Here is a 15,014-nt window from a genome sequence, read left to right on the forward strand (position 1 = left end):
GTGCGTCTTGACCCGATCCGGTGTTGGCGCGACTTTGCCGACTTCGCCCGGCAAGAGGCGATGGAGGAGTCAGCATGGCCGACGGCGCAGCCCAGTCTTTGAAATCGCGGGTCACAGCCGAGGAATGGCAGGCGCGGGTCGATCTGGCCGCCCTGTACCGGCTCGTCGCCCTGCACGGGTGGGACGACATGATCTTCACCCATATCTCGGCACGGGTCCCGGGGCCGGAACACCACTTCCTGATCAACCCCTACGGCTTCTATTTCGAGGAGATCACCGCCTCGTCTCTGGTGAAGGTCGATCTGGAGGGGAACATCGTCCAGGAGACGCAGAACTTCATCAATCCGGCCGGCTTCACCATCCATTCTGCGATCCATGCGGCGCGCGAGGATGCGCATTTCGTCATCCACCTGCACACCGTGGCCGGCGTCGGAGTGGCGGCGCAAGCCGAGGGGCTGCTGCCGATCGGCCAGAACGCCTGTCTGCTGCAGCACCAGGTCGCCTATCACGGCTATGAGGGTCTGGCGCTGAACCACGATGAGCGCGAGCGGCTGGTTGCGGACCTGGGCGACAAGCCTCTGATGCTGCTGCGAAACCATGGAACGCTGGCGGTCGGACAGACTGCGGCTGCGGCCTGGGTCGGGATGTTCTTCCTCGAGCGTGCCTGCGCCCAGCAGGTCGCGGCGCTGTCCGGCGGGCGGGAACACGTCCTCATGGCGCCCGAGGCTGCCCAGGTCGAGACGAAGGAGCAGGGCAGGGGCATCGGCTTCATCGCCGCTCTGGCCTGGCCGGGCGCGCTGCGTCTGGTGGATCGCAAATCGCCTGGCTACGACGCCTGATGCTCTATCGCTGCCTCGCGGGCCTGTTGCTCGCGACGGCGGCGACGTCTGCCGACGCCAATGCCTGGACCCAGCGCAAGGGCAAGGGGCAGGTCATCGTCAAGGCGGAGACGATGCGGGCGAAGGAGGGTTACGATCCCTCCGGCGCGGTCTTGCCCCTGCCGATGGAACGCGAGGACCGGTCGCTGGGCGTGTTCGCCCAATACGGGCTGACCGAGACTCTAACGGTCCAGTTCAAGGGCGATTGGCAGTCGGGCGAGGACGCCTTCGTCGACTATGACGGGCGGGGCCCCGTCGAACTCGGCGTGGCCTGGCAGGCGTATCGTGACGACCGGAACGCGGTCAGCCTCTATGTCGGCTATTCGATCTCCGGCGACGGGCGCAACGCAGGCTATGCCGCGCCGGGCGCGGGCGAGCAGGACTGGGAGGTCCGGGTGTCGGCCGGTCATTCGCTGGGCGGGCCGGGGCGGGGTCTGGCCGGCGGATGGGGACCGGACCGATCATTCGTCGAGATCCAGGCGGCCCGGCGCATGCGCGATGGCCTGCCGGACGAGACCCGTGCAGACTTCACCTTGGGCGGCCATTTCGGCGAAGGCTGGATGGTGCTTGGCCAGGCCTTTGGCGGAATGACAGACGGCGACGGCGCACGCTGGCTGTCTGTCGAGGCCTCGGTGGTGCGCAACCTCGGTCGCTGGAGCCTGCAGGCCGGGTGGCGGCGCACGGTCGCGGGCCGGGAAACGCCGCTGGCGGAGGGCGCGGTGATCGCCCTCTGGCGCAGATTTTGATCCGCGACAGTCTGGCGCGCCGGAAACTGGAACGGCGCACGTTACAAACTCTTTAGGTTGCCTAGCGAGGCGGAATGGGTATTCCGGGCCGCCCGCTTGCTCAAAGAGATCGAACCACGTGATCAGACGTCATTTGTTCCTCGTCATCGCCGCCGCCGTGCTCGGTCTGATGATCGTCGCGGCCGTGCTGCGCGTCGCCTTCGCGGGTGATGAGCCAGGCGCCGGCGGGCCGGGGGGAGGTCGGGGCGGACCCGGCGGCGGGCGCGGCCAGGCCGTGTCCGAGGCTGTGGTGGCGCTGCGGCCCTTCAGCGACCAGATCAATGTGCTGGGCGTTGCGCGCGGCCGACGGTCGGTGAACGTCACCTCCAGCACCTCCGAGCTGATCACGGCCGTTCTGTTCAGCGATGGTCAGCGCGTGGCTGCGGGGACGCCTCTGGTTCAGTTGCAGGCGCGCGAGGAAGACGCCAGCATCATTCAGGCGCGCGCCCAGGTGGCGCAGGCCCAGCGCGAGTACGACCGCTTCAAGGCACTGGCCGAGCGCGGCGTCGCGCCGCGCGTGTCCGCCGAGGACGCCGAAACCGCGCTGGAGACGGCCCAGGCCTCGCTCTCCGCCGCCGAGGCGCGTCGCGGCGACCGGATGATCCGGGCTCCGTTCGCCGGCACCCTGGGTCTGTCGTCGGTGACGCCGGGCACCCTGATCAGCCCGGGAGCGGTCATCGCCACTCTGGATGACACCTCGGTGATCCGCGTCGATTTCCCGGTGCCTGAACGCTACCTCGCCTTGCTGCGTCAGGGCCTGCCGATCGTGGCCACGGCCGACGCCTATGGCTCCGAACAGTTCTCGGGCCGGATCTCCCTGATCGACACCCGGATCAACGAGACGACGCGCGCCGTGACCGCACGTGCCGAGTTCCCCAACCCCGGCGGACGCATCCGTCCCGGCATGCTGATGCGGGTCGGTATCCAGCAGGGCCAGCGCCAGACGCCGTCGGTGCCTGAATCCGCCATCCAGTACGAAGGCGACGGCGCCTTCGTCTATCGCATCGCCTCGGGGGAGCGCGGCTCGACCGCCCAGCGGGTGACGGTCGAGACCGGAGCGGTCGAGAACGGCTTCGTCGAGATCGTCTCGGGTCTCTCGGCCAATGACCGCGTTGTCGGCTCCGGCCTGAACCGCATCCAGCCCAATGCGCCGATCACGGTTGCGGGAGCCGGGGACGCAAGGCCTGCCACACAAGTCGCCGCCAAGGCCCCGGCGGCTGCACCGTCCGCCGCCGGACAGCCGCAGGCGGCCGCACGATGATGCTCTCCGACATTTCCGTCCGGCGGCCGGTGTTCGCGGCCGTGGCCGCGATCGTTCTGTGTGTGATCGGTGCGGCGGCCTTCTTCTTCCTGCCGGTGCGGGAGCTGCCGGACGTCGATCCGCCGATCGTCTCGGTCTCGACCAGCTACGCAGGCGCCTCGGCCGAGGTCATCGAGAACCGGATCACCGAGCCGATCGAGCAGCAGGTCGCCGGCATCCAGGGCGTCGAGCGGATCACCTCGTCCAGCCGCGACGGTCGGTCGAACGTCACCATCGAATTCGCCCTGGATCGCGATATCGACGTCGCCGCCTCGGACGTTCGCGACCGGGTCAGCCGGGTGCAGGGCCGCCTCCCGACCCAGGCCCAGCCGCCGGAAGTCGCCAAGGCCGATTCCGATAGCCAGCCGATCATGATCCTGTTCCTGCGGTCGTCGTCGATGAACCGGCTGGAACTGACCGACTACGCCGACCGCAACCTGCTGGATCGTCTGGCGACCGTGCCGGGCGTGGCCCAGGCCCAGATCTACGGCGAGCAGCGCTACGCCATGCGCATCTGGCTGGACGCCGCCGCCATGGGCGCGCGCGGCCTGACCGTCTCGGACGTCGAACAGGCCTTGACGAGCCAGAACGTCGAACTGCCCGCCGGCGCGCTGGAATCGACGGACAAGGACTACACCGTGCGGGTGGCCCGCACCTATGCGCGGGCCCAGGACTTCGCCCGGCTGCCGATCGGCACGGCCGGATCGGCCTCGATCGGTTCGGCGGGCGCCTCGGGTGCCGTCTCGACCGGCTCCATTCCCAACGGCTCGGGCGCGACCGGCGCCCTGCAGGCCCGCGCGACCTATGTGACCCGTCTGGGCGACATCGCCCGGGTCGAGGAAGGCGCCGCCGAGGCGCGCCGCCTTTTCCGCGGCAACGGACTGGACCAGATCGGTCTGGCCGTGACCCGTCAGGCCCAGTCAAACGATCTGGAAATCTCAAAGGGGGTCGAGGCCCTGGTCGAGGAACTGCAGGGCACACTGCCGCCCGGCACCGAACTGGTCGTCGGCTCGGACAATTCGGTCTTCACGTCCCACGCCATCGACGAGGTGTGGATCACCATCGGCATCTCCATGGTGTTGGTGGCCTTCGTGAACTTCATCTTCCTGGGCAGCTTCCGGGCGGCGCTGATCCCGTCGATCGTGGCCCCCATCTGCCTGCTGTCGACCTTCATCGTCCTGGCGCCGCTCGGTTTCTCGCTGAACCTGCTGACCCTGCTGGCTCTGGTGCTGGCCATCGGACTGGTCGTCGATGACGCCATCGTGGTGACCGAGAATATCCAGCGCCGCCTCGACCACGGCGAACCGCCGCTGGTCGCCGCCGAGCGCGGCACGCGTCAGGTCTTCTTCGCCGTCATCGCCACCACCGTGACCCTGCTGGCCGTGTTCGCGCCCTTGCTGTTCCTGCCCGGATACGTCGGGCGGTTGTTCGTCGAACTGGCGGCGGCCATCGCCGCAGCCGTGGCCTTCTCGGCCTTCCTGGCGCTGAGCCTGTCGCCGATGCTGGCGTCCAAGATCCTGAAGCCCGCCGCCGGCTCGGGCTGGCTGGCGCGCAACGTCGATCGGGCCATGGACGGGCTGAAGAACTCCTACGCCCATTCGCTGGACGCGATGGTCGGCAAGCGGGTGGCCGTGATCGGCGTCTGCCTGCTGATCCTGCTGGTCGGCGCGGGGGCCGGGGGCATATTCCTAACCCTGCCGGACGAACTTGTGCCGCCCGAGGATCGGGGTCGGGTTCAGGTGCGCGTCCAGGGGCCTGAGGGCGCCGGCTTCGACTACACACGCCAGATCATGATGGGCCTGGAGCCGATTCTGGCGGAGTACAAGGACGCGGGCGAGGTCGACAGCTTCCTGATTTCCGCCCCGGGGTTCGGCGGCGGCAGCTACAACTCCGGTAACGCCTCGCTGATCCTGAAGGACTGGTCGGAGCGCGAGCGCTCGGCGGACGAAATCGCCCAGGAACTGAACGGCAAGCTGCGCACCCAGACGGGCGCCCAGGTCAACGCCTCGACGCCCGGGGCCTTCCAGCGTGGCGGCGGCGGTGGCGGCGGAAACTCGATCGAGCTGATCGCCACGGGCGCGGAGTACGAAGAGATCTACAACTGGCTGCAACCGCTGCTGGCGGCGTCACTGGAGAACCCCGGATTCTCACGCCCGCGTCTGAACTACGAGCCCAATGCGCCGCGTCTGCTGGTCGATGTCGATCCCGAGAAGGCTGCCGCCCTCGGCGTGTCCGCCCAGGAGATCGGGCGGACGCTGGAGACCATGTTCGGATCCCGCCTGGCCACGACCTACATCCGCGGCGGGCAGGAATACGACGTGATCCTGCAGACCGAGCGGGCCAATCGCACCTCTGTCGGGGATCTGGAACGGCTGTATGTGGGGGCGGGATCCGGCGCCCTGGTGCCGCTGTCGTCGGTGGTCACGACGGAGACGTCGGGCGACACGCCAGACCGTCGCCGTCTCGACCGGCAACGTGCGATCACTCTGTCGGCGGACCTTAACCCCGGCATGACCATCGCCGACGCCGTCGCCTTCATGGAGGAGCAGGCGGCGCAGCAGCCGCAGGGCGTCGTCACCCTGCAGTATGGCGGCGCCGCGCGCGACCAGCAGGAGGCCGGCGGCGCCGTAACCTGGGCCTTCGCCCTAGCCCTGCTGCTCGTCTTCCTGGTGCTGGCCGCCCAGTTCGAGAGCTGGATCACCCCGGCGGTGATCATGCTGACCGTTCCTCTGGCAGCGGCGGGCGGGCTGTTCGGTCTTCTGATGGCCGGCTCCAGCCTGAACATCTATTCGCAGATCGGGCTGATCATCCTGATCGGGATCGCGGCCAAGAACGGCATCCTGATCGTGGAGTTCGCCAATCAGTTGCGCGACCAGGGCCGCTCGATCAAGGAGGCTATCGTCGAGAGTTCGGCGCTGCGTCTGCGCCCGATCATCATGACCTCGATCGCCACCGCATTCGGCGCCTTGCCACTGGTGCTGTGGTCGGGCGCGGGGGCGGGCAGTCGCCAGACCATCGGCGTGGTGATCTTCACCGGCGCCATGTTCTCGACCCTGCTGACCCTGTTCGTGGTGCCGGTGATCTATGGAGCGCTCGCGCGTTTCACCAGGTCGCCCGACTACACCGCCCGCAAGATCGAGGAGTGGGAGGCCCAGGAAGCGGTCGCCAACGATCCGATCCCGGCGGCGGCGGAATAAACGCCGCACTGGACGAAGCGGTGTCGCTCCTGATAAGCGTTCGCAGGTATCGGAGCGCCGCCGGGGGCGAGCGCGCCGCAGAGAACGAGCGTCATGAGCAACGTCATTTCCTTGAGTGAGGCACGGCTGGGCGACCGGGGGATCATCACCCGCGTCGTATCGGTCGGCGGCGACGAGCACGGCGCGGAACTGGAGCGTCGCCTGCTTGAGTTGGGATTCGTCGAAGGCGCGCACGTCCAGCTGCTGCACCAGGGTGTATTCGGCCGCGACCCGATGGCGCTGAAAGTCGACGACATGCGTGTCGCCTTGCGTCGGCATGAGGCGCGAGGCCTGACGGTCGAGCTGTTTGCCGAAGCCGCCGAATAGATGGACGTCGCTGTCAGGCCCCTTCGGGTCGCCCTGGTCGGAAACCCCAACTCGGGCAAGACCGCCCTGTTCAACGCCCTGACCGGCGCGCACCAGAAGGTCGCGAACTACGCCGGGGTCACGGTGGAGCGGAAGGAGGGCCGGGTGCTGGCCGCCTCTGGCCGGTCGATGTCGGTGCTGGACCTGCCGGGGACCTATTCGCTGCGCGCCCGCAGCCCGGACGAGGAGGTCACGCGCGACGCGGTCCTCGGGCGACTGGTGGGCGAGGCCGTGCCGGATGTGATCGTGGCGGTGGCCGATGCGACCAATCTGCGGCTGGTGCTGCGGCTGATTTTGGAGCTGAAGGCCGTGGGGCGGCCAATGGTTCTGGCGCTCAACATGTACGACATCGCCCAGCGACAGGGCCTGCGCATCGATCTTGAGAGGCTGCGCGCCGAACTGGGCGTGCCGATCGTGACCACGGTGGCGACGCGCAGGCGCGGCATCGAGGACCTGGTCGCCGAGATCGAGACAACAGCGGCTCCGGGTTGGACGTCCGAGGGCGAGACATGGACCGCGCCGGACGCCGAGGCCATTCGCGAGGCTCATCGCAGGGCCGAGCAGATTATGCGGGCGGCGGTGCGTCCGCCGGAGCGGCCGGACACCCTGACCGGCAGGATCGACGGGGTCCTGCTGCACCCGGTCATTGGACTGGTCGTCCTGATGGCCCTGCTGTTCGTCATGTTCCAGGCAGTGTTCGCCTGGGCGACGCCGGCGATGGACGCGATCGAGGCGGGTTTCGGCCTGATCGGTGCGGGTGTCAGCGCGGTCGTGCCCGACAGCGGGCCGGTCTGGCCTCTGGTGCAGAGCCTGATCGTCGACGGGGTGATTGCGGGCGTGGGGGGCGTGCTTGTCTTCCTGCCGCAGATCGTGATCCTTTTCGCCTTCATCATCCTGCTGGAAGACTTCGGCTACATGGCGCGGGCGGCCTTCCTGATGGACCGGATCATGGGCGGGGCGGGGCTGCATGGGCGGGCCTTCATCCCCCTGCTGTCCTCCTTCGCCTGCGCCATTCCCGGCGTGATGGCGGCCCGGGTGATCGACTCCAAGCGGGACCGGCTGACGACCATCATGGTCGCGCCCCTGATGACCTGTTCGGCGCGCATCCCGGTCTACACCCTGATCATCGGGGCCTTCATTCCGCAGCAGACGGTCTGGGGCTTCGCCAACCTGCAGGGGCTGGTGATGTTCGGCCTCTATGCGGCGGGGATCGTGTCGGCGCTGCTGGTCTCCTTCGTCATCCGCAAGGTGTTCTGGAGGGGCGCTGTCGAGCCCTTCATGATGGAGCTGCCGGCCTATAAGCTGCCGGACGCCAAGTCGGTGCTGCTGAACCTGTGGATCCGGGCCAGGATCTTCATGGAGCGGGCGGCGCGGATCATCCTGCCCTTGATGATCCTGGTTTGGGCCGCCTCGACCTTCCCCTATCCGCCCGAGGGCGCGACCCAGCCGGCCATCGACTATTCCTTCGCCGGGATGATCGGCCACGCGCTGGAGCCGATCTTCGCCCCCATCGGCTTCAACTGGCAGATGGTCGTGGCCCTGGTGCCCGGGATGGCGGCGCGCGAGGTGGCCGTGGCCGCCCTGGGCACCGTCTATGCCATCGCCGACGTCGAGAGCGCGGGAAGCCTGCTGGGCGCGACCCTGGCGGCCCAGTGGTCGCTGGCGACGGGGCTGTCGTTCCTGGCCTGGTACGTCTTCGCGCCGCAGTGCGTGGCGACCCTGGGGGTGGTGAAGCGGGAGCTGAACAGCTGGAAATGGATGTGGGTCATGGTCGTCTACATGTTCGCCCTGGCCTATCTGGCGTCGTTCGCCACCTATCGGATCGCGGTGGCGCTCGGAGGGGGCTGACACTTCCTCTCCGTGCACCCCGTCCTTCGCCGGGATGCACGGTGAAAGGGGCCGGGCCCTCGGGACAATCCCGAGGGTCACGGGTATGGGGAGCGATGAGCCTTGTTTACGCTTCCATCGTCATGGGCCTGCTGGGCCTGATCTTCGGCAGCTTCATCGCCGCGGTGACCGTGCGCCTGCCGAGGGACGAGGAGATCGTCGTCACCCCGTCGCACTGCATGAGCTGCGGCGAGACGCTTAAAGCCTGGCAGCTGGTTCCGGCGATCAGCTGGCTGGTCCAGCGCGGCAGGTGCGCGATGTGCGGGGCGGCGGTGTCGCCGCGCTATATCCTGATCGAATGCGGCGGGGCGGCCATCGGTGTCTGGGCGGCGCTGTGGGGATATGACAGCGGCTGGCTGCTGGTCGGGGCGACCGCGGCCCTGGGGTGGCAACTGCTGCTGATCGCCCTGATCGACGCCGAGAATTTCTGGCTGCCGGACGAGCTGACCCTGCCGTTGATCGCGACGGGGCTGATCGCGGGGGCGCTGCTGGCCCAGGGCTGGCCGATCCCGCAACTGGTCGGCGCCGCGGCCGGGTTCGGCATCCTGTGGGGGCTGGCCGAGATCTATCGGCGGGTGCGCGGCAGGGAAGGGCTCGGCGGCGGGGATCCGATCCTGTTCGCGGGGGCGGGGGCCTGGGTCGGGTGGTCGGGGTTGCCGACGGTGCTGCTGTGGGCCTGCGCGGCGGGGTTCAGCATCGTCCTGACCCTGCTGATCACCCGGAGGAAGGTCGAAATGACCCAGAAGCTGCCGTTCGGGACGTTTCTGGCCATCGGGATCTGGCTGACCTGGCTGTATGGGCCGCCCGGGACCTGAGGTGCGACTCCAAAAACGAGTCGACAGAGTCGACAGAGTCGCGCGGCGGAAATCTCTGTGGCGATGTCAAAGACCGTACGATGCGACGATCATAGGCGCGCCGCACGACAGTTTCGGACGCAGGTTCAGCGCCCGGTCACCAGTTTCACGACGATATGGGCGGTGGTGTCGATGATGGCGTCGGGCGGGGTGTCGCCGCGTCGCATCAGGTCGAAGCCGCCCGCGACCGATTCCACCAGATTGGCGACCTCGTAGGAGGTCAGGCGGGGATCGAGGCCGGGCGCGTGATAGCCGGTGGCGTGGGCGACGGCGATACGGCGCTCCAGCGACAGGTGGACCCGGCGCAGGCGGCGGATGCGCGCCTCGACGAAACCGGCCTCGCCCTTGTCGGCCAGCATGTGTTCGATGCGCAGGACCGGGCCGTGGTCGCGCCAGATCAGCAGGACGGCCATGACGTAGGCGCGGGCGGCGGCGAAGGCGTTTTCCGTCGACCAGTCGCCTTCGAGGTGGCGCGACAGGGGCGCGAAATCGACGGCGGCGGCTTCGCACAGAGCCAGAACCGGTTCCTCCACCGTCTTGAAATAGGTGTAGAAATTCGACGGCGACACGCCGGCCTCGAGCGCGACGTCGGCGACCCGGATTTCGCCCAGGTGCTGGCGGTCCAGCAGACGGCGGGTGGCGTCCAGGATCGCGGCGCGCGTCTTTCCGCCCCGCGCGCCGATGCGGTGACCGAGTTTGTTGATCGCGCGTTCGGCCATGAGGGAGCGGCCCGGAAGGAGTGGTGCCGGCTGCAGGAATCGAACCCGCGACATCCAGTTTACAAAACTGATTGACCGACTGTTCCACGACGTATGAGGGGGTTCCGGCCCCCCGGTCAACCCTAAGCCCCGCCTGACCCCTGTTGTTTCACCGCGTTCGAGTGTTACCCATACAGACCGGCTCCGGCATGCCCCCCATGTGCCCCCGGATCGAAAAGGGCACACGATGTCAAAAGCTGATCAACCCAACCTGACGGACGCGCTGGTCAAGTCGGCGAAGGCCGAACCGGGCACCCGCAAAGAGTTGTGGGACCACCGCCTAAGGGGCCTGCATCTCCGCATCACTGATCGCGGCGTAAAGTCGTGGTTCCTCCGATACAGGACGACCGACGGTCGCCACCCTCGCTATTCGATCGGTCGCTACCCCGGCGTAGGACTCGCCGACGCTCGCGAGATGGCGGAGGACATCGTTCGTCAGGTGGCCAAGGGAGGCGACCCCGCTACGGCCCGGCGCCAAGCGCGCGCGATGCCGGCCGATACCGTTCGCACCTTCAATGACCTCGCTGACAAATACGAAGCGGCCTGCGCGAGCGGCGACTACCAGCCGAAGGGTAAAGCCAAACGTGACACCGTGCTTCGCGAGGAGACGGGCATTCTCAAGCGGAATGTGCGTCCTGTTCTCGGCCCCCTGCCGTTCGACAAGATCACCCGTGCAGAGGTCAAGGCCCTGCTCAAGGCGCTCCGCGAACCAACCAAGGCCCGCCCGCGCAAGCTGGGCGCACAGGTCAACCGGACGCAAGCGGTCATCCGACAGGTGTATAGTTTCGCCATCGCCGAAGAGTTGGCGAACCTGAACCCAGCGACAGGGTTCGCCCCCCTGGCCGCTGAGAAGCCACGCGCGCGCATATGGACCGACGAAGAGTTGAGGGCGTTGTGGGGTGCCCTGACTGATCCTTCCGGGCTTGTCGCCGAGGACGGCAAGGCGGTCTCGGTCAGCGAGAATGTGAGGATCGCGATTAAGCTGGCCGCGCTGCTGGGTCAGCGCCGGGGCGAGATTTCCGGCATGGCCCGCTCAGAACTGAACCTTGAGGCACGGACGCTCTTGCTGCCGGCGGAGCGGATGAAGGGGTCGAAGCCTCATATGGTTCCGCTTTCGGAGGCCGCCGTCGCACTGATTCGGCGCGCGATCGAGGTAGCAGACGCGGGGAGGGATGAGCCCTCGGCTTTCGTGTTCCCGACCACGCGCGCGGGCGAAGACCGCCCGATCCGCCCCGACAGCATGAGTCAGGCCCTGATGCGACTGTGCGTGGGGCTCAAGATCAAGGGGGCCACGACGCACGACATAAGGCGCACCGTTTCGTCGAACCTGACCAGCGAGCGCTGCGGGGTCTCCCCGTTCATCCGCTCCAAGATCCTCGGCCACATCGACGCCGGGGGCGGGGCGTTGGTTTCCTCGACCCACTACGACTCGAATACCTACCTCAGCGAGAAGCGGCAGGGGCTGGAAGTCTGGACGGCTCTGCTGCTTGAAATCGTGGGCGAGAAAGAGCGGCCGTCGAACGTCACGCCGATCCGCGAGGCTGTGGCGTAGCCAACGGGCACTAACCCTCACTTAACCATCACGCACCAGTTTGTCTCAGCGCGCGCCATGTGGCGTGCGTTGAGACCGGGAGATGCAAAAACCACTGTTCCTCAGCTCCATGCAGCCAACGGGCTACGCCGATATGGCGCCTTCTGAGCGAGGACGAGATGAATACCGAAACGACCCAGCCTGACCGACTGCTTTCCTGGCCACGAGTCCGCTCGTGCTTGGGCGACATGTCGCGCTCTACGGCATGGCGGCTGCGCCGCACGCCTGAAGCGAACTTCCCGAAGCCAATCCCAATTTCGGCCGGCCGCATCGCCTGGCGCGAGAGTGATGTTCAGGCATGGATTAAAGCTCAGGCTGAGAAGGCGCACGCCTGATGTCCGTTTCCGATCCCACAAGCGGCGAGCGGCTGACTGCGTGGCTCGCCACCGAGCGACGTGAGGGCGAAAGCATTGCGCTCGCGACCGCACGATTCCGGACCTCCGAATTTCGATCGTCGATTGCTGCGATCCGTTTTGCGAAGACCGGCGCCCCGGTGCCCGCCCCGTTCGTGCCTCTCGTCGACGACGGCCTGACCGACCAAAAATGGCGGAACAGAAACCCGAGCCGTCGGTATCGTGTTCGGCCCTGGCGTCCGGTCGACGGCTCGCCTGCGACCTTCCACTACCCGTGCTTCACCGTGTTCGACGTGACCACGAAGCGCGGCACATGGGGTATTCCGATCGATGCCCTCCACAATATCGGGTTTCCAGCCCAGCCGGAGGACAGCGACGCATTCGGTGAATTCGTCCTGTTGGCGTTCAAGGCGTCCAGTGGCTTCCGCCAAAAGCGTCCGGGGTTCGCGGGGTGAGCGCCTCCCCGTTCGCCCAGGCGCACGAGACCCTTTCCGGTCTTGGTTACTCGTGTTGCCCGATCATGGCGGCCAGCGCCTCGCATAAATCGGCGGGGAAGATCCCTGGCCGCTACGTCTCGGGCGGCTGGCAGGCGCTGGATTCTTGGACGGATCTTCGCACATCGCCGCTGTCGGGTTTCGCGCTGGGCATGGCCCTGAAGGCACCGTGCGGTAACATCGGGCTAATTATGGGCACGCCCGCCGGTAGCGCGCCGGATGGCACACCCCTGCACATCATTTCGATCGATGTGGACACGGAAGATGTCGAAGCCTTCGAGGACATTGTGCGCGCAATCCCGATGAGCCCTATGCGCACCAAGGGCAGGAAAGGCTTCAAGGCCTTCTACCGGGCACCCGCCACGATCCGGTCGCGCGGGTTCGATGACGCTCGCATTCCGCAGGGCCAAGGCCTGGCTCGGCGACTGGTCGACGTCCTAACCGGGTTCGACACGAGGCAGGCAATTTGCCCGCCTTCCATCCATCCCCAGACCATGCAGCCGTATGTCTGGCTGGGCGAGGGGCCGGTGGCCGCGACCGCTCTGCCCATATTCGACGAAGGCGATTACGAGCGTCTGGTCGAGACGTTGGAGCAGCACGGATACGACCCCGAGGCGGCGAGGCAGGGGCGTGGCGAGCGCAAGCCCTACGTGCCGGCGGACCACGCTGGCGGCGACATCTTTGACGAGGTGAAGGCCGCCGCCTTGGCGAACATCGGGGCGTGGGTTCACGATGTGCCGGGCTTGTATGCCCTGCGCCCAGCGCGCGGCGGGTTCGAGTGCGTCAACACACTGCGAGACTCCAGCTCCGGCCAGCCGCTCGAACGCAGAAAAAAGAACTTGTCGATCCAAGAGCGCGGCATCCGCGACTTCGGATCGGGCGACACTTGGAGTGCGCTCGACTTCGTCGCTGACTTCTGCGGGCTGACCGTGTCGGAGGCGCTCTCGTGGTTGGAGGATCGATTGCCGGGCTTCAACGACTCGGACGTCGTGATCGACCTGAGCGGCATGGTGGGGGCCTCGACCACGGATCCGGAAGCTGGCCTGCCCGCCCCCCTGCGCGGCCTTGGCGATGGCCCGCAACCGAAGACGGCCCCGGTGCCCGTTGGCGCGGATGCCGAGGCCGTCTCGTTGGCGCTGGGAGGAGCGACTGAGACCGTATCGGATATTCCGGCGAACGCGACGCACGGCGCAGGCGAGTTCCCGGATCACCTGCTGAACGTGCCAGGTTTGATCGGCGAGATCACGGATTGGGTTGTCGCGACCGCCCGCCGTCCGAACCGCGCATTTGCCCTTGCCGCTGCCCTGCTGGTTCTCGGCACGGCCGCCGGCCGGAAGATCGCCGGTCCCACGGACTCGGGCACGCACCTCTACGTCCTGGCCCTGGCTGACTCTGGTTCGGGCAAGGATCACGCGCTGAACGCGGTCGCCACCCTACTGTCTGCGTCCGGCATGGAACGTCACATCGGCAAGGGCGAGTTCATGTCTCACCAAGCCCTGTTTGCCGACCTGATGAAAGAGCCACTGACGCTCTGCCCGATGGATGAGTTCGGCTCGTTCCTGCGGAAAATCAACAACCGCAATGGTTCGGGGTCCGAGAAGGCCATCACGGGGGTGCTGCGGACGGCGTGGGGCAAATCGTTTGCGACCATGCCCTCGCCGGGCTGGGCGACGAAAGCGTCGGCTCCGATCCATTCCCCGGCATTGTCGGTGCTGGGCGCTGCGACAGATCGCGATTTCTACACCGCGATAGACGGAGCTGATTTGGATAATGGTTTTCTCAATAGATTTCTGTTGATAGCCACCAAGGCTAGGCCCCCTTCGGTCGAGCCCCAGGTCAGCCGCCACGTCGTGCCGAGCGCCATCTCCGACGCGCTGGCTGCCATCTACAACGTGGCCAACCCCCTGAGCCGGGCAACCATGCACAGCGGTGGTGTGACCGAACCGATCCTGACGGTGGGGTGGTCGACGCCTCACGTCAAGCAGGCCTTCCTCGCGTTCGAGAACCGCATGATCGACCGCGCCGCCAATCAGCCGATGCTGGCGCGGGTCAGTGAAATGGCGATCAGACTGGCCACCATCCGCGCGCTGGGCATGCAGGGCGTGGCCGATCCGGTCGTCTGCATGGACGATCTGGAATGGTCGATGGAGCTCGCAACGTGGTCGGCGGAACGCCTCATCACCGACGCGAACGAGCACATGTCGGAGAACCAGACGGAGCGTGACCGGGCGAAGGTCGTGCGCGTCATCCGGGCGAAGGGGACGATTACGCAGCGCGACCTCTGCCGGGCGCTTACCAGCTTCAAGGCGCGGGAGATCGAGGAAATCACGAAGCTGCTGGAGTCGGCCGAACTGGTTCGCATCGAGACCGGCCCGCGAGGGGGAAACGGCAGGGCTCCCAAAATCTACACATGGATCGGCGACCAATGAGCCTGACACCATTTCTGACTGTGCTGCCGATTTCCCGAAAAGCCCGACCTGCACGCAATACAGTCACTGACCCCACGTTGTGC

General features: G+C 67.1%; 12 protein-coding genes. 11 read left to right on the top strand and 1 reads right to left on the bottom strand.

All coding sequences use genetic code 11. From position 1 onward, the window contains the following. The first annotated feature begins 74 nt into the window (after positions 1-74). The 7 genes from ACP7A5_RS04225 (at position 75) to ACP7A5_RS04255 (ending at position 9,267) form a co-directional block, all read left to right on the top strand. A complete protein-coding gene (locus ACP7A5_RS04225) occupies positions 75-839 on the top strand; it encodes a class II aldolase/adducin family protein (protein ID WP_426040737.1) in 765 nt (254 codons plus the stop codon). Continuing rightward, positions 839-1,624, top strand: coding sequence for a hypothetical protein (locus ACP7A5_RS04230; RefSeq protein ID WP_426040738.1), 786 nt, complete (start codon positions 839-841; stop codon positions 1,622-1,624). Before ACP7A5_RS04225 ends, ACP7A5_RS04230 begins: the two co-directional genes overlap by 1 nt. A gap of 118 nt (positions 1,625-1,742) precedes the next feature. After that, positions 1,743-2,924, top strand: coding sequence for an efflux RND transporter periplasmic adaptor subunit (locus ACP7A5_RS04235; protein ID WP_426040739.1), 1,182 nt, complete (start codon positions 1,743-1,745; stop codon positions 2,922-2,924). Next, a complete protein-coding gene (locus tag ACP7A5_RS04240; RefSeq protein ID WP_426040791.1) occupies positions 2,924-6,160 on the top strand; it encodes an efflux RND transporter permease subunit in 3,237 nt (1,078 codons plus the stop codon). Before ACP7A5_RS04235 ends, ACP7A5_RS04240 begins: the two co-directional genes overlap by 1 nt. Before the next feature lie 93 nt (positions 6,161-6,253). Next, the gene (locus tag ACP7A5_RS04245) at positions 6,254-6,526 is read left to right on the top strand and encodes a FeoA family protein (RefSeq protein ID WP_425987417.1); all 273 of its coding nucleotides are present in this window, start codon (positions 6,254-6,256) and stop codon (positions 6,524-6,526) included. Continuing rightward, entirely contained in the window at positions 6,527-8,413 is a 1,887-nt protein-coding gene (feoB, locus tag ACP7A5_RS04250; protein WP_426040740.1) for a ferrous iron transporter B, read from the top strand. A gap of 95 nt (positions 8,414-8,508) precedes the next feature. Beyond that, entirely contained in the window at positions 8,509-9,267 is a 759-nt protein-coding gene (locus ACP7A5_RS04255) for a prepilin peptidase (protein WP_426040741.1), read from the top strand. Positions 9,268-9,392: 125 nt separating this feature from the next. Here ACP7A5_RS04255 and ACP7A5_RS04260 read toward each other — a convergent pair whose 3' ends face one another. Further along, positions 9,393-10,025 carry a TetR/AcrR family transcriptional regulator gene (locus ACP7A5_RS04260; RefSeq protein WP_426040742.1) on the bottom strand — a complete coding sequence of 211 codons (633 nt, stop codon included), beginning with the start codon at positions 10,023-10,025 and terminating at the stop codon, positions 9,393-9,395. 226 nt (positions 10,026-10,251) lie between these two features. Here ACP7A5_RS04260 and ACP7A5_RS04265 point away from each other — a divergent pair, with 226 nt between their 5' ends. The 4 genes from ACP7A5_RS04265 to ACP7A5_RS04280 all read left to right on the top strand — a co-directional run bounded on the left by ACP7A5_RS04265 (position 10,252) and on the right by ACP7A5_RS04280 (position 14,931). Continuing rightward, positions 10,252-11,616 (top strand): tyrosine-type recombinase/integrase, encoded by a 1,365-nt coding sequence (locus ACP7A5_RS04265; RefSeq protein WP_426040743.1) that lies wholly within the window; start codon positions 10,252-10,254, stop codon positions 11,614-11,616. Positions 11,617-11,774: 158 nt separating this feature from the next. After that, positions 11,775-11,990 carry a helix-turn-helix transcriptional regulator gene (locus ACP7A5_RS04270; protein WP_426040744.1) on the top strand — a complete coding sequence of 72 codons (216 nt, stop codon included), beginning with the start codon at positions 11,775-11,777 and terminating at the stop codon, positions 11,988-11,990. Next, positions 11,990-12,463 (top strand): hypothetical protein, encoded by a 474-nt coding sequence (locus tag ACP7A5_RS04275; protein WP_426040745.1) that lies wholly within the window; start codon positions 11,990-11,992, stop codon positions 12,461-12,463. Before ACP7A5_RS04270 ends, ACP7A5_RS04275 begins: the two co-directional genes overlap by 1 nt. Next, positions 12,460-14,931, top strand: a complete 2,472-nt coding sequence (locus tag ACP7A5_RS04280) for a hypothetical protein (protein WP_426040746.1) — start codon at positions 12,460-12,462, stop codon at positions 14,929-14,931. Before ACP7A5_RS04275 ends, ACP7A5_RS04280 begins: the two co-directional genes overlap by 4 nt. Positions 14,932-15,014: the final 83 nt, after the last annotated feature.

This window comes from Brevundimonas sp. TWP2-3-4b1 (genome assembly GCF_049897665.1).
Classification (GTDB): domain Bacteria; phylum Pseudomonadota; class Alphaproteobacteria; order Caulobacterales; family Caulobacteraceae; genus Brevundimonas; species Brevundimonas subvibrioides_B.